General features: G+C 69.3%; 13 protein-coding genes. 7 read left to right on the forward strand and 6 right to left on the reverse strand.

Annotated features, from left to right (window positions below; translation table 11 throughout):
• Positions 1-190: 190 nt before the first annotated feature.
• From ACIRR8_RS15095 to ACIRR8_RS15105, 3 genes are all read left to right on the forward strand, one after another.
• Positions 191-1,165 (forward strand): acyl-ACP desaturase, encoded by a 975-nt coding sequence (locus ACIRR8_RS15095; protein WP_404063947.1) that lies wholly within the window; start codon positions 191-193, stop codon positions 1,163-1,165.
• 740 nt (positions 1,166-1,905) lie between these two features.
• Positions 1,906-2,799: a S1 family peptidase gene (locus ACIRR8_RS15100; RefSeq protein WP_404063950.1), complete on the forward strand. Its 894-nt coding sequence runs from the start codon at positions 1,906-1,908 to the stop codon at positions 2,797-2,799.
• 336 nt (positions 2,800-3,135) lie between these two features.
• Complete coding sequence (locus tag ACIRR8_RS15105) at positions 3,136-4,362, forward strand: phosphatidylserine/phosphatidylglycerophosphate/cardiolipin synthase family protein (RefSeq protein ID WP_404063953.1); 1,227 nt, start codon at positions 3,136-3,138, stop codon at positions 4,360-4,362.
• Between the two features lie 44 nt (positions 4,363-4,406).
• Here the strand turns inward: ACIRR8_RS15105 and ACIRR8_RS15110 are convergent, their stop codons facing one another.
• The 3 genes from ACIRR8_RS15110 to ACIRR8_RS15120 form a co-directional block, all read right to left on the reverse strand.
• Positions 4,407-4,892, reverse strand: a complete 486-nt coding sequence (locus ACIRR8_RS15110) for a hypothetical protein (RefSeq protein WP_404063956.1) — start codon at positions 4,890-4,892, stop codon at positions 4,407-4,409.
• Between the two features lie 222 nt (positions 4,893-5,114).
• Positions 5,115-5,369, reverse strand: coding sequence for a WhiB family transcriptional regulator (locus ACIRR8_RS15115; protein WP_026241705.1), 255 nt, complete (start codon positions 5,367-5,369; stop codon positions 5,115-5,117).
• A 97-nt stretch (positions 5,370-5,466) separates the two neighbouring features.
• Positions 5,467-6,261, reverse strand: a complete 795-nt coding sequence (locus ACIRR8_RS15120; protein WP_404063959.1) for a VOC family protein — start codon at positions 6,259-6,261, stop codon at positions 5,467-5,469.
• Between the two features lie 627 nt (positions 6,262-6,888).
• On the opposite strand from ACIRR8_RS15120, the gene ACIRR8_RS15125 reads away from it, so the two are divergent.
• Positions 6,889-8,538: a SpoIIE family protein phosphatase gene (locus ACIRR8_RS15125; protein ID WP_404064339.1), complete on the forward strand. Its 1,650-nt coding sequence runs from the start codon at positions 6,889-6,891 to the stop codon at positions 8,536-8,538.
• Positions 8,539-8,627: 89 nt separating this feature from the next.
• Complete coding sequence (locus tag ACIRR8_RS15130; RefSeq protein ID WP_404063962.1) at positions 8,628-9,437, forward strand: SAM-dependent methyltransferase; 810 nt, start codon at positions 8,628-8,630, stop codon at positions 9,435-9,437.
• A 58-nt stretch (positions 9,438-9,495) separates the two neighbouring features.
• Here the strand turns inward: ACIRR8_RS15130 and ACIRR8_RS15135 are convergent, their stop codons facing one another.
• A complete protein-coding gene (locus tag ACIRR8_RS15135) occupies positions 9,496-9,729 on the reverse strand; it encodes a hypothetical protein (RefSeq protein WP_404063965.1) in 234 nt (77 codons plus the stop codon).
• Between the two features lie 264 nt (positions 9,730-9,993).
• On the opposite strand from ACIRR8_RS15135, the gene ACIRR8_RS15140 reads away from it, so the two are divergent.
• Complete coding sequence (locus ACIRR8_RS15140; protein WP_404063968.1) at positions 9,994-11,802, forward strand: SpoIIE family protein phosphatase; 1,809 nt, start codon at positions 9,994-9,996, stop codon at positions 11,800-11,802.
• A gap of 210 nt (positions 11,803-12,012) precedes the next feature.
• Here ACIRR8_RS15140 and ACIRR8_RS15145 read toward each other — a convergent pair whose 3' ends face one another.
• Positions 12,013-12,501 (reverse strand): MarR family winged helix-turn-helix transcriptional regulator, encoded by a 489-nt coding sequence (locus tag ACIRR8_RS15145; protein WP_404063970.1) that lies wholly within the window; start codon positions 12,499-12,501, stop codon positions 12,013-12,015.
• 139 nt (positions 12,502-12,640) lie between these two features.
• On the opposite strand from ACIRR8_RS15145, the gene ACIRR8_RS15150 reads away from it, so the two are divergent.
• Entirely contained in the window at positions 12,641-13,066 is a 426-nt protein-coding gene (locus ACIRR8_RS15150) for a Rid family hydrolase (RefSeq protein ID WP_404063973.1), read from the forward strand.
• Positions 13,067-13,348: 282 nt separating this feature from the next.
• Here the strand turns inward: ACIRR8_RS15150 and ACIRR8_RS15155 are convergent, their stop codons facing one another.
• On the reverse strand, positions 13,349-14,377 hold the full coding sequence (locus tag ACIRR8_RS15155; RefSeq protein WP_404063976.1) for a multicopper oxidase domain-containing protein: 1,029 nt from the start codon (positions 14,375-14,377) through the stop codon (positions 13,349-13,351).
• Between the last annotated feature and the right edge of the window lie 193 nt (positions 14,378-14,570).

Below are 14,570 nucleotides of genomic sequence, written 5' to 3' on the forward strand. Positions count from 1 at the left end.
CTGAAGACCCGCGCAGCTCACAGAAGCCCGTCGTGAGCTGCGCGCTTGACGGTACGTGATCGGGTGCCCGCGGGGACGGGCTTGGCTTACCCCTTACCGTCGCCTTAACCTACGGTCACGTAACCTACGAAGCCGTAGGTAACTTCCGTCCCTCACTCCCGTCCCCCACTCCCGTCCCCAGGAGCTCCCCGTGACGATCACCTCTCCCCACCTCGGCAGTTCGAAGGCGTGGACCGACGCCCAGCTGCTGTACGCGCTGGAAGAGGTGGTGGAGAAGGAGCTCAACCGCCATCTCAAGGTCGCCAAGGACTGGATGCCCCACGAGTACGTCCCCTTCTCCGACGGCCGGAACTTCCCGGGCATCTTCGAGGACGGCGAGGCGTGGGCGGCAGACCAGTCCAAGGTCACCGACATCGGCAAGATCGCGCTCGTGGTGAACCTCCTCACCGAGGACAACCTCCCCAGCTACCACCACGAGATCGCCTCCCTCTTCGGCCGCGACGGCGCCTGGGGCACCTGGGTGCACCGCTGGACGGCGGAGGAGGGCCGCCACGGCATCGTGATGCGCGACTACCTGCTCACCTCGCGCGCCGTCGACCCGGACAAGCTGGAGCAGTTCCGGATGGCACACATGGCGGAGGGCTTCGAGTCGGACAACCGGCACTCGATGCTGCACTCGGTGGCGTACGTCGCCTTCCAGGAGCTGGCCACCCGCGTCTCGCACCGCAACACCGGCCACCAGTCCGGTGACCCGGTCTGCGACCGGATGCTGGCCCGGATCGCGACCGACGAGAACCTGCACATGGTCTTCTACCGCAACCTGCTGGGCGCCGCCTTCGAGCTGGCCCCGGACCTGACCATGCAGGCCGTGCGCGATGTCGTCGTCGACTTCCGGATGCCCGGCCACGGCATGCCCGGCTTCGAGCGGGCCGCCGCGCAGATGGCGATCGGCGAGATCTACAACATGCGCATCCACCACGACGATGTGATCCAGCCGGTGCTGCGCTTCCTGAAGGTCATGGACATCGACGGGCTCGGCCCCGAGGGCGCGAAGGCGCAGGAGGAGCTCGGCCTGTACATGCGCGGGCTGGACAGCGAGGCGTCGAAGTTCGACGAGAAGCTCGCCGCCCGCAAGGCGCGGATGGCCGCGCGCGGCCGGGCCTGACGCCTTAGGCCCGCGCTCTCACGGATCTTTCCCTTGCCGTTCGGCGCCCCGGTCAGCCGTCCGTGGCGCTGACCGGCAGCGCGGTCCCGTTCCCCCCGGCGCCGTCGGCCGTCCTCCCGGCCCCGGGCGGGATCGGCGCACGATGGAGCGGGATGGTCCACCGCAGGGTGGCCGCAGCGGGCACGCGCATAAGGCGAACCAGTTGGCAAGAACGCATCTCCGGACGCATTCAGGGCCGGAGATGCCGGCTCTCCGAGGGCGGAGGCATGTATTCAGCCAGCCCTAAAGTTGGGCAAATAGGCAATGCGGTGTCGGAGTCCCCCTTTTCACCCCATCAAGGAGAATTGCCGCCTAAGCACCTTCCACGGCCGGCGCAAGTGAGTCGCACGAACCTCCGACGCGGAGCGAATTGTACGCGGCTATGGCATAACCAGCGGTAACGCTATGTAAAGAGATGACAAATTCGCTAAGGCTCACGGGATATTGAGGCCATAGGCACCAATGTCCTCATCAGAGGCATTTAAGCCCGATGGGCCACGCCCCCACGCCCCGCACCTCCCCCCCCACTGCAATCCGGGCTCGCGGGCGCGAATCCGACCTTGCGCCAGCGGCCTCGGCCGTCAACGATTCCAGCGTGCAGCTTGACAGGTTCACGCCCAATGATCGTTGGGTGGGAACCTCCCGCACCAACAGCCCCACCTCACCCGACCGGGGCTGCCCCCCATACCTCGGAGGACCTCGTGACCTTCAAGCGCTTCTCGCCGGTCAGCAGCACGTCCAGACACGCACGGTTCCTCGCCGTGGCGTCCGGCCTGGTGGCCGCCGTGGCCCTGGCGACACCCTCGGCCGTCGCCGCTCCTGAGGCGGAGGCCAAGGCGACCGTCTCACAGCTCGCCGACGCCAGCTCCGCCGTCCTCGCCGCCGACGTGGCGGGCACCGCCTGGTACACGGAGGCGAGCACCGGCAAGATCGTGCTCACCGCCGACAGCACCGTGTCGAAGTCCGAACTGAACAAGATCAAGAACGCGCTGGCAACGTCCAAGGCGGAACTCACGGTCAACCGCACCGAGGGCAAGTTCAGCCCGCTGATCGCCGGCGGCGAAGCCATCACCACCGGTGGCAGCCGCTGTTCGCTCGGCTTCAACGTGTCGGTCAACGGCGTCGCCCACGCGCTGACCGCCGGCCACTGCACCAACATCAGCGCCAACTGGTCCATCGGGACGCGGACCGGAACGAGCTTCCCGAACAACGACTACGGGATCATCCGCCACTCCAACCCGGCGGCGGCCGACGGCCGGGTCTACCTGTACAACGGCTCGTACCAGGACATCACCACGGCGGGCAACGCCTTCGTGGGCCAGTCCGTCCGCCGCAGCGGCAGCACCACCGGGCTGCGCAGCGGCTCGGTCACCGGCCTCAACGCCACGGTCAACTACGGTTCCAGCGGGATCGTGTACGGCATGATCCAGACCAACGTCTGCGCCGAGCCGGGCGACAGCGGTGGAGCGCTCTTCGCGGGCAGCACCGCTCTGGGTCTCACCTCCGGCGGCAGCGGCAACTGCCGGACCGGCGGCACGACGTTCTACCAGCCCGTCACCGAGGCGCTCAGCGCGTACGGGGCGACCGTCCTCTAGCTCGTCCACCAGGTCTTCGGGCGCTCGGCCGGCCGAGCGCCCGAAGACCCTCGCGACGGCGCGCTCCGGTGGACCGTGCCCATCACGGTCCACCGGAGCGCGCCGCGCTCCTCTCCGTGGTGCGACGCATGAGCCGCGGGCGCCCGGCGACTCCGTGCCGCCTCGCCGACCCGGGCACCGGACCGCCGACTTCAGGACGCTCTGTGTCTTCTGCGCACCAGCCGCTCGGTCAGTTGAATTCCCGGGCCATCAGGGGGTAGACGGTCGCTGCTTGACGCCCGTCACGTAGCGCCGGAACGCTGCCCATGCGCAGCCTCACGCACACAGAGGTGCACCATGTCCGAGGTCATCGAAAGCCCCGTCGGTACGCCGTCGCACGATCCGGCCGAACTCGATCCGGAGGTGTGCGAGCGACGCTCTCTGCGGCTCAGACGCCGACTGGAGCGGTTGATCGGGATCGCGGCGACGGAGGGGAATTCGCTGCTCCCGCTCCGTAACGGTGATCAGATCTTCGGTGCGATGCTGAAGGCGATCCGGTCCGCCGAGCACACCGTCGACATGATGACCTTCGTCTACTGGCGCGGCGACATCGCGAACGAGTTCGCCGAGGCGTTGGCCGAGCGGGCCCGGGCCGGTGTGCGGGTCCGGTTGATGCTGGACGGGTTCGGGTCGCGGCTGATCGAGAAGGACCAGCTGGACATGATGGACGAGGCCGGGGTGACGGTGGCCTGGTTCAGGAAGCCGCTCTACCTCTCGCCGCTCAAGCAGAACCACCGCTGCCACCGCAAGGTCCTCATCACCGACGAGTCCACCGCGTTCACCGGCGGCGTCGGGATAGCCGAGGAGTGGTGCGGTGACGCGCGCAACGAGCACGAGTGGCGGGACACCCACGTCCAGGTCCGCGGTCCCGCCGTGGACGGTCTTGCCGCCGCGTTCGCGCAGAACTGGGCCGAGTGCCAGGACGAACTGTTCGACGAGCGCGACCGGTTCGTGGCGAGCGACCACCACGGTGACGCGGTCGTCCAGGTCGTGCGCGGCTCCTCGTCCTTCGGCTGGCAGGACATGCAGACCCTGATGCGGGTCGTCCTGGAATCTGCCGAGGAGCGCATCCGCCTCACCACCGCCTACTTCGCGCCCGACGACTACTTCACCTCTCTGCTCTGCGCCGCCGCCCGGCGCGGGGTGGAGGTCGAGATCCTGCTGCCGGGCCCGCACACCGACAAGCGGGTCTGCCAGCTCGCCGGGCAGCGCCACTACGAGGAGCTGACGGCGTGCGGGGTGAAGATCTACCAGTACCAGCCCACGATGATGCACGCGAAAGTACTCACGATCGACCGGGTCGCTTCGCTCATCGGCTCCACCAACTTCAACCGGCGCTCCCTCGAACATGACGAGGAGGTCATGCTCGCGGTCATGGACTGCGAGTTCACCGACGCGCTCGACGCCCACTTCGACGAGGACCGCGAGAAGAGCGTGCAGATCGAGCGCGGCCGGTGGAAGCGGCGCGATGCCCTCCAGCGGGTGCGGGAGGCGGCCGTCGTGCCGATCCGCCGCTACCTCTGACCCGATGGCCCCGGCCGATCGTGTATCGGCCGGTCCGGCCGGGCTCAGTACCCCTGGCCGACCAGGAAGGAGTCGAAGTCCAGCGCCAGGGACCGGGCCTCGGTGACGTGGGCTCCGCTGTCTCCGTCCACCAGCACGAACGTGCAGATCCCCTGGGCAGCCCGGACGACCCACATGGCGCGGTCGCCGTCCCGCAGCAGAGCGAGTTCCAGCTCACTCCCGGTGACGGCATCGCTGATCACCTCACGGCTCTCACGTCGCCAGAGCGTGCCCGCGATGCGGAGGCCCCGGGGGTGAACGGCCTCCTCGCACACGGTGCACAGGGCCTCGACATCATCCGGGGCCACGCTTTCGGCGTCGTACGGCATCGAGCGGAAGTACGGCCGGCCGTCCTCGTCACCCCGCCCCACGACGGCGAAGAAGCCGGCCTCGGCGGAGAACGCGGCGGCTGCCAGGACAGGCGAGCCCTTCTCGCCGAGAGCCAGATGCGTGCGCAGGACCTCGCCCCACTCTTCGGTAACCGGAGACATCGGTGCGTTTCTCCCTCTCGTCGTCGCCGGGGGGAGCTTCCCTGCCCGGCCCAGGATCTCCTGCCCCGCCATTTGCCGGTCAGACCGGGAGGAGGCGGCCGGCAGCGGGCCGTGGGCAGAGGGCAGCGCACGGTGACGGCGAGGACAGGCGGTCCTGGAGGGTTCTGCGGACGTCCGGTGAGCCCGTGTCACGGCGCGGAATCCCGGCACCTACCGGGAGGTTCAGCCCTGGTCGCGCTCTTCCCGGCGCAGCCGTTCGCGCTCCTTCTCGGAGAGCCCGCCCCAGACGCCGAACCGCTCGTCGTTGGCGAGTGCGTACTCCAGGCAGGCCACGCGTCCCTCGCAGGCTCCGCAGAGCTGCTTGGCCTCACGCGTCGAACTGCCCGGGGCCGGGAAGAAGAACTCGGGTCCGGCCTGCGCGCACAACGCGGTCTCCTGCCAGTCGAGCGCGTCCTCGGTCACCATATTGATCAGCATGGGACCTACGGTGCGCGGGTGCGATAAACGACTGATCAACGATCCATCAATCGTCCGGCGCGCCCCCTTCCGCTGCCTCGCTTCCACTGCCCCGCTTCTACTGCCTCGGCAGGGGCTTCATCACCGCGAAGACCGCTCCGAAGGGATCGGTGACGTTGGCCATGGTGCCGACGCCCGGCACCTCCATCGCCGGCAGCGCCTCCGCACCGCCGAGCCGCTTGGCGGCGTCCACCGTCGCCGCGACGTCCTCGACCGCGAAGTACGGCATCCAGTGCGGGCCGCGCGCCGCCTCGGCCGGGACGTCGTCCATCGTGACCAGTCCGCCGAACGACAGCTCCGGGCCGGTGCCGGCGGGGTGGACCGTCGTGTAGACGTACTCGGTGCCCTCCACCTTCATCGCTTCGGTCTTCCAGCCGAAGACCTCGCCGAAGAAGGCGGCCGCCGCCGGGACGTCCGGGGTGTACAGCTCGGCCCACAGGAGCGAGCCCGGCTGCTGGATGACGCCGAGGCCCGGGTTCCGCCGGGGCTGCCATACGCCGAAATAGGCTCCGGCCGGGTCGGTGAAGCCGCCCATGCGGCCGTAGTCCAGGACGTCCATCGGCTCGAAGGCGGAACGGCCGCCGGCCCGGTTCACCAGCTGGGCGACGGCGTTGGCGTCCGGCGACTGGAAGTAGAGGGACCATGCGCTGGCGGACTGCTCCTCCGGGACGGCCATGACACCGGCGACGGTGTGGCCGTCCAGGGTGAACATCCCGTACCCCCCGACCTCGTCGCCGCCCGGGACGTGTTCCCAGCCCAGGAGGCCTCCGTAGAAGGCGGCGGCCCCGTCGACATCGGGCGTGCCGAGATCGACCCAGTTGGGTGCTCCGTCGGGGAAGGCGGGGTTGAGCATGGCGTGCTCCTTCAGCGGATCCCGTGGCCCCGCTCGCGCACGGCGGGGCTGTTCCCTGTCCGCCGCACTCCGGCGGGGCGGGGCTGTTCCCTGTCCCGACGAGTCTCGCACCGGCCGTCGGCCACCGCAGTCCGCGCGGGGCCGACCGGGGCCGCACCTCGCTTCTCCGCAGGTCAGCGGCGTACCTCCAAGGCCGGGAGGGCCGTCTCCAGTTCTGACTGCCCGCGCGATCACGTCTCCGTAGGACGGGAACAAGGTGGACAGGAAGAACCGGTGCCCCGGCAGCCGCCTGCGGTGCGGGCAGCCACAGCTGCACGGGGCTGAGGATCGGGCACGCCGACACCGAAGACGGGCTCGTCGTCGGCTACCTCGGACCACGGCGCCGGTACAGGGCGGTGACGCCGCGGTGGGCGGCCCGTCGGCCGAGCCGGAGGCTCTGTGGCCGGGTGGAACGCCTGGGCGTGCTGATGTCCCGGGTGCGGGGGATCATCGGGGCATGAGTGGTGATGGTCTCCTGCCGTCGTCCGGAGAGTGGGGTGGGCGGAGGCGATCGGCGTCGGCGTCGGACGATGCCATGCCGTCGGCCTGGATCCCGGGCTCGTCAGCCCCATGGCGGAGGGCACGGCCGTGAACGAGGAGCAGCTCCTCCGTCGGTACCGGGCACTCATGGGGGCCCTGCCGCAGTCGGTGTGGGTGATGTCGTCCGGCGGTGACGTCTCCGTACTGTCCCGCGGTGGGATCGCCGAGACGCTGTGGACTCCCGGCACCGCTGCCTCGTGGATGGACGCCGTGCATCCCAAGGACCGGGACTGGTTCCGACGTGCATGGCGCAGGGCTACCCGTGAGCGCTCGACGCTCGACGCGATCGTCAGGGTGCGGCTCGACGGAGCCGTCGACCGCTTCCGCCACGTCAAGATCATCGCTGCGCCCGCCACCGACGAGAACGGGGAAGTGGAGTTTGTCGGCACTGCCGCCGACGCCGAGCAGCATTGGCGCGCCCGTATGCGGGAGAAGTTGCTGGCGCGTATGGCGGCGGTGCCCGCGGCCCGCGATCTTTCGGAGGCCTTCCTGACGACCGCTGCGGCCGTCGTGCCCGAGCTCGCCGACGCAGTGGCCATCTTCCGCGTGGCGGACGGCGTCGAAGAGGGTGTGCAGCCTGCCCGCGCATCCGACCCAACGCCGCCGGAGCGTGTGGGGCTTGCCCCCGGCCTGCCTTCCCTGCCCCCTCTGGACTCCGATTTCATGCTGGGGCCGGTCGCCCAGCGGGCCATCAGGAGCCAGGAGGCCCGACTGCTGGTCTTCCCACCCGACGGGCCGCCCGACGAAGGGCTCTCAAACGTTTCCGTACGGTGGCTGCGCGAGGCCGGAGCGACCGGTATGGCGTTGGTGCCCGTGGTGGTGGACGGCCGGACCGTCGCGCTGGCGACGATCGCGACCTGCCGCGGCAACCCGCCCCCGGACGAGGCCGACCTCTCACTGCTGCGGGACGTCTTCCAGCAGATGAGCGGGCCGCTGCGCCGGACGATGGAGCTCCAGAGCATCCGCAGTAAGGCACTCGCGCTGCAGCAGTCGTTCCTGGCGGCTCCGCCGGCCATCGACGGTCTCACGATCACCGCGCTCTACCATCCGGCGGATTCGGCGGCGGAGGTCGGCGGGGACTGGTACGACGCCGTCCGGCTCTCCGCCGACGCCCTCGCCCTGTCCATCGGCGATATCGCGGGGCACGACCTCGACGCGGCCATGGCGATGGGACGCGTCAACAGCATCCTGCGGGGACTCGCCTACGACCGCGGCCCGGCCGCCAGTCCGGCGTCCACGCTGGGTCGTCTCGACCGCATCGTGCAGGCGCTCGACAGTCCTTCGATGGTCACGGCGGTGCACGCGGTCCTGCGCCGACGGATGCGCGGTAGCTGGCACATCGCCCTGTCCAACGCCGGGCACCCGCCGCCCCTGGTCATCCCGGCGGACGCCCCATCGCAGTATCTGAACGCCCTCACAGCCCCGGACCCGCCCCTGTGCGTCACCGACTCCCTCGCCCGCACCACCCTCGACGCGGACCTGCACGCAGGCGACATCCTGGTGCTCTACACCGACGGGCTGGTGGAGACGCGAGAGACGGACATCGGCGACAACCTCCGGCGGTTGCGTGAACGCTCCGACGTGCTGGCCCGCCGGAGTATGCCCCTGTCTTCCTTCATCCGCAGCCTTCTGCCACCTGTGCACCACCGCCGGGACGACATCGCCATCATCGCCCTGCAGGTCCTGCCGGACTCATGACCGCGTCGCTCGCGAGTCTCATCGTTTGCACCCGGAAGAGTGTCTCTATACCGTCGGAAAGGCCCGTCCTCGGAGGAGAGAGGCACCGTATGAACGCGCCGAACGACCGTCAGGGCGGACTGGCGACCTCACGCGCCCACTCCGCCCGGGTGTACGACTACATCCTGGGTGGCAAAGACCACTATCCCGTGGATGAGGAAGCGGGCGACGCCATGTGCCGGCACTGGCCCGCCCTGCCCGTGCACATGATGGAGAACCGCCGGTTCATGCACCGCGCGGCGCGCTTCCTGGCAGAGGAGCGAGGCATCCGCCAGTTCCTCGACATCGGAACCGGTCTTCCGACGTCTCCCAACCTGCACGAGATCGTGCAGGAGGTGGCCCCGGAATCGCACGTGGTCTACGTCGACAACGATCCCATCGTCCTGGCTCACGCCCGCGCCCTGCTGCAGAGTTCGCCCGAGGGCGCAACCGCCTACGTGGACGCGAACATGCACGACCCCGGCACCATCCTCGACAGTCCCGAGTTCCGCGAACTCATCGACCTGAACCGGCCCGTCGGCCTCATGGTGATCGGCATCATGCACTTCATCCTGCCGCCCGACGACCTGCGTCTGGTCCAACACCTGCTGGACCCGCTGCCCTCCGGCAGCTACCTCGCGATGACCATCGGGACCGCGGACTTCGCGCCGGAGGAGGTGAACCGGGTCGCCCAGGAGTACCGCGAGCAAGGCATGCCCTTCGTCCTGCGGGATCTACGAACCGCCACCTCGTTCTTCGACGGCCTGGAACTGCAGGACCCGGGGGTCACCCAGGTGCATGCCTGGCGCCCCGGCCCGGAGCAGAACGGCGTCGACGGCCGCGACATCGCCATGTACGGAGCGGTCGCCAGGAAACCGTGAAGTAGAGCGGGACACGAGACGACCGGGTGCGCTGTCCTCGCGCTCGCGGCACAGCGATTCAACTCTCGGCGAGGAGCAGCCTGATGGCAGGTCGCTGTCTCACCCACCGGAGGCGGCGGTGTCTGTCGACGTCGTAGCGGGTGCGTCCGGTCCGTCGCAGGACTGTTGGCGCGAGCGCGGCCGGGCCGCCGAAGCGGTGGGGAAGCCGGCGGGCCAGTACGACGGTGATGGCGCCGAAGACGGTGGGAGCCTCCGGGCCGGACAAGGGGAGGCCGCTGATCGTTGAAGGCATGGACTCATCGTCCGGGTGGCCGGCACCGAGCCGCACCGGCCTGACGTCGCGATTCGGTGCGACCTGAGGCGCGTACGGTGGTGCAGAGGATCAGCCTGTACGGACAGGCCGACCAACGCCACCCGCGATGCCCCCTCACACTCCCGTCCCCGAAGCCCCCTTACTGGGCAGGCGGTCCAACCAGGGTCACCCGGAGGTGCCGCCGCTGTTTCCGGTGCACACTGGGCACCAAGAGGCGTCGAGTCCTGCTTTGGAGGCAGAAGAGTGAACTCCGGCAGTGGTAAACGGCGCCTGTCCGGCCGGGGCTCCGCCGGGCGGCGCTCGACCGGCGCGAACGTGCGGTTCCGCCGCAGCAAAGGCCTCCTGCCACCGGACCGCTTCACCACCCGTAGCCGACTTGCCTGGCTGAATTCCGCCAGCTCCCGCATCGGCACGACTCTGGATCTGGAACGCACTGCTCGAGAACTCGCCGAGTTCACTGTGCCCAGTTTCGCCGACGGAGCGGCTGTGGACATCCTGGAGAGCGTTCTGCGAGGTGACGAGGGCTCCCGGCAGACCGGACCCGGCGTCCCACAGATGCGAGCCACGGCGCTGTGCGCCATCGAGGAGCTCTCCGACCTGGAGCCGACCCCGGTGGGCGAGACCTTCGTGCACGCCAAGGAGCCGCACGAAACGCTGCTCCACCGGTACGTCCTCAGACAAGGCAAGCCTGTGCTGCTGAGCAAGGTGCGCGACGACGATTACATCCGCGTCGCGCCCACCGCGAGCGCCGCCGCCCAGTTGCGTGCCGCCGGTGTGCACAGCTACCTGGCCGTGCCCTTGATCGCCCGTGGGCTGCTGCTCGGCAGCGCCGACTTCGTGCGCGGCCGTGGAACCCCGCCGTTCTCCACGACCGACCTGGCGCTGGCGGAGCAGCTCGCCTCCAAGGCGGCGGTCTTCATCGACAACGCGCGACTGTACGGGCGGGAGCGCGAGCACGTCGTCTCGTTGCAGCGTTCCTTGCTGCCGCGCGTCACCCCGGCGACGCCGGGGCTACTCGTGCACTCCGAGTACGAGCCCGCAGCGGTGCACAACGGCGTGGGCGGGGACTGGTACGACGTGATGGCCCTGCCCGGCGGACGGACGGCCCTGATGGTGGGCGATGTGATGGGGCACGGGTTGGCCGCCGCCGCGACCATGGGGCGCCTGCGGACGGTGGCCCGCGCGCTGATGACCCTGGACATGGCCCCTGAGCGGATCCTCGCGCGGCTCGACCTGGCCACCCGTGACCTGGAGGACGATCAGGTCTCCACCTGCCTGTGCGCGGTCTACGACCCAGCGGACTCCACCTACACGCTGGCGAGCGCCGGGCACCTGCCACCTCTGCTCCTCGACGGACACGGAGCCGCCGACCTCGTCCCGGTGCCGACCGGCGCTCCACTGGGGGCGGGCGTGATCCCGTACGACCCCCTGCGGCTGCGCGTCCCGGACGGTGCCCACCTGGTCATGTACACAGACGGCCTGATCAAGTCCCGGGACGCCGATGTGGACGCCCAGTTGGACCGGCTGCGTACGGCGGCCCTGGGCCTTCCGCCCGGATCGCTGGAGAAGGGCGGTCTGGTGGAACGCGCCCCGGCCGCCGCCGCCCGGTTCGACGAGGCGGTGCTCCTCGTCACCACGAGCGCCGCGCTCCCGGCGGGGGACCTGAAGGTGTGGGAGCTGCCCCAGGACGGCCGGGCCGCCTCGGCCGCCCGGGGTCTCGTCACCGGCCAGCTCGCGTCATGGGGCCTCGATGAGCTCGCCGACGTCTCCGAGCTCGTCGTCTCCGAACTGGTCGGCAACGCACTGCGCTACGGGAACGGCCCCGGCACGCTACGGCTGCTGCGCGGGGAACGGCTCGTGGTGGAGGTGTCGGACACCGGCCCCGACCTGCCCCAGATCCAGCACGCGGGCCTCAGCGACGAGGGCGGACGGGGCCTTCAGCTCATCAACATGCTGTGCCGCCGCTGGGGCTCGTCCCGCACGGCGACCGGCAAGATCGTCTGGGCGGAACAGAACATGCCGTCATGGGCCTTGGCTGCGCGCCGGGCGTAGCCAGGAGCGGATGCCCAGTGGGGCGGGTGTGAGACGGGGCCATGGTGCGTCCACCCGCTCCGCGGTGGCCGTCCGGAACCCCTCCGCCGGCAAGCCTCCCGGATGCGTGCCGAACTCGGGGTGTTTCCAGCGGTGACAGCAGGACCAGCAGCTCACCGCATGTCGTTCCGCGCGGGCGAAGAACGCCTTCGGGCCGGGTCCGGACGGACCTCAGGCGAAGTCGTCGGGGACGATGTGCATCTTCTCCGCGATCCGGGCGAGGGCCTTCTGGTCGGCGGTGCTGAGGGAATCCAGGACGATACCGCGAACGGCGCGCAGGTGGGTGGGCGCCGCCTGGTCCACGATCTCGAAGCCCGTGTCGGTGAGTTCGGCGAGGGTGTAACGCCCGTCGGCCGGGTCAGGGCTTCGGACGACCCAGCCGCGCTGTTCACACCGTTTGATGACGTTGGACAGCCGGGAGAGGGACCCGCTGGCGAGGAAGGCGAGCTCACCCATCCGCAGCCGGCGCCGTGGGGCTTCGGAGAGATGGCTGAGCACGAGGTACTCGAACAAGGTGATGCCGTGCTCTTCCCGTAGCGGCGATTCCAGCTTGCCCGGCAGCAGCAGGACCAGGGAGATCAACCCTGTCCAGGTTGCCTTCTCCTGGCTGTCGAGCCAGCGCAGTTCCTCGTCACTCTCACGCTCGTCCCTGCCGCTCACGAACTCTCCTCCTGGGGTCACCGCTCCTCGGGGAGACCCCTCTTCACTTTGCACTTGAAGTCATCTCCCGCTACAGTCACTTTACGCGTGAAGTCATGTCAGGGCAACGCGCGGCCCTGGAGAGGGAAGAAGGAGCACCATGGACACTGTCACTTTCGGCATCGTTCCGGGCTATGGCGAGAAGCTTCACGATGCCCTGGGCTACAGCAGCGCCGTCCGCGTCGGAGACCGGGTCGAAATTTCCGGCCAGGCAGGTGTGGACGACGACCTGAACATCCCCGACTCGCTGGAGGAGGAGATCGTCCAGGCCTTCGAGAACGTGGGACGCGCGCTCGCCACGGTCGGGGCGACCTGGCGTGACGTCATCCACGTCAACTCGTACCACAAGGTGGCGCCCGGAGAGCCGGTCATCAGCGAGGACGTCAACCGCATCATGGCCGAGCAGTTCCGCCTCCGTCTGGACGGCCGCGCGCCGATCTGGACCGAGACCGGCGTCACCGTCCTCGGCCTTGCCGCCATGCGCGTGGAGATCCGCGTCACCGCGATCGCCGGCTCCGGCGATTGACACCTCACCCGGTCATTCTCCGCCCGCTCAGCAGGTATTCAGCGTTCGGAGCGGCCCCGCCACGGGGCCGCTCCGCCGCTGAGCGACCGGACGCCGGCCGTGATCAGGCAGGAGGGCACCGCCACCGCGCTCACCAGCACCCTCCTCAAGCGGGACGGGCGCAAGCCGGGGTACAGGGCCGGCTCAATCGGTGTGTCCATCATGGAACACCGATTGAGCCGGCCCGTCGGATCGCCGAGGAGGAGCAGCGGCGACCGACTCGCCCGCCTGCGTGACGGACGGTCAGTGCTGGTGCTCCGCCGCGCCCGTGTTCTCTCCCTTGCCGTCGGCTGACTTCTTCTCGGCACCACCCGCCACGTGGTGCGGCTCGTACCCCGGGATCGTGCCGTCCGGCTTCTTGATCAGCAGCAGTCCGGCCATCCCCATGTCCGAGTGGCTCTGCACATGGCAGTGGTACATCCAGGCGCCGGCGCCCACGCGTTCGCCCGCGATGATCTGGAGGCCGAAGGAGTCGGCGGGCCCGCAGATCTTGTTGTCGATGACCCGGCTGGGGTCGTCCGGGCCGGTCAGGATCCCGGTCCGGTTGTCGGCCCAGCGGTGACCGTGGATGTGGAAGGTGTGGTAGTACTCGCCGTGGGTGATCATCACGAATTCGAGCCGGTCGCCCACCGTGGCCTCGAAGTTGACGCTGTTGTGAGCGGTCTTGTTGTTGATCATCATGTCGTTGAAGACGACCGTGCACGTCTGATCGGGCAGCAGGTCGCCCTTCCTGCGCACCACGAGCGGCCCGTACAGCCCCTTGCGGATACCGCCGGTGCCGTGGTCCGTACCGACGACGTGGTCGTGGTAGTGCCAGTAGCCCGCGCTGCCCGGCTCGTACGTTCCGTCCTTCCGGCGGCCCGGCTTGTGCGTGCGCCAGGTGTACGTACGGCTGCCGCCGGCCTCGACGTGACTCTTGTTCATCCGGGTGCCGTCGTTGGCGATGTCGTAGTCGACACCGTGGACATGGAGGCTGGCGTCCACGTCGGTGAGGTTCTCGAAGTCGATGTGCAGCGTGTCGCCTTCGTTCAGCTCGATGAGCGGGCCGGGGATCGACGCCTTGCCCTTCTCGAAGCCGTAGCCCAGCTCGCCGTTCGGCAGCTTCTCGGCGTACATCTTGATCCGGCGCACCGCTCCCCCGTCCGGGGCGGTACGCGGCGGGTTCTCGGCGGAGCTTGCCTCCACCGCGCCGAGCGACAACGATGTCACCCCGGTGGCCGCCGCGGCCGCGCCGCCGATCAGCATCCGCCGGCTGAAGGTCCTTCGGTCCATGTCGAACTCCCCACTGGGATAAGGAAACTGGCGGAGACGGAGAGCCCCGGAACTACCGGAACGGGCCACACCGTAGCCGGGGGCCGAGCGTTTATCCACACTCAGGACAAAGTTTGTGCGATTGCTGCCATAGCTATTGGCGGGCCACGAAAAGAGGTCTAGCTTCGTGCGCTGTCGCAGTCAACGCTGCAGT

Source organism: Streptomyces sp. NPDC101178, from assembly GCF_044767965.1.
In the GTDB taxonomy this organism is placed as follows: Bacteria; Actinomycetota; Actinomycetes; order Streptomycetales; family Streptomycetaceae; genus Streptomyces.

Bases quoted from the DNA above. Each gene is read 5' to 3' on its own strand.
- ACIRR8_RS15155 (WP_404063976.1), bottom strand. From the start codon at position 14,377: ATGGACCGAAGGACCTTCAGCCGGCGGATGCTGATCGGCGGCGCGGCC.
- ACIRR8_RS15120 (WP_404063959.1), bottom strand. From the start codon at position 6,261: ATGCTCAACCCCGCCTTCCCCGACGGAGCACCCAACTGGGTCGATCTC.
- ACIRR8_RS15110 (WP_404063956.1), bottom strand. From the start codon at position 4,892: ATGTCTCCGGTTACCGAAGAGTGGGGCGAGGTCCTGCGCACGCATCTG.
- ACIRR8_RS15130 (WP_404063962.1), top strand. From the start codon at position 8,628: ATGAACGCGCCGAACGACCGTCAGGGCGGACTGGCGACCTCACGCGCC.
- ACIRR8_RS15135 (WP_404063965.1), bottom strand. From the start codon at position 9,729: ATGCCTTCAACGATCAGCGGCCTCCCCTTGTCCGGCCCGGAGGCTCCC.
- ACIRR8_RS15150 (WP_404063973.1), top strand. From the start codon at position 12,641: ATGGACACTGTCACTTTCGGCATCGTTCCGGGCTATGGCGAGAAGCTT.
- ACIRR8_RS15115 (WP_026241705.1), bottom strand. From the start codon at position 5,369: ATGCTGATCAATATGGTGACCGAGGACGCGCTCGACTGGCAGGAGACC.
- ACIRR8_RS15105 (WP_404063953.1), top strand. From the start codon at position 3,136: ATGTCCGAGGTCATCGAAAGCCCCGTCGGTACGCCGTCGCACGATCCG.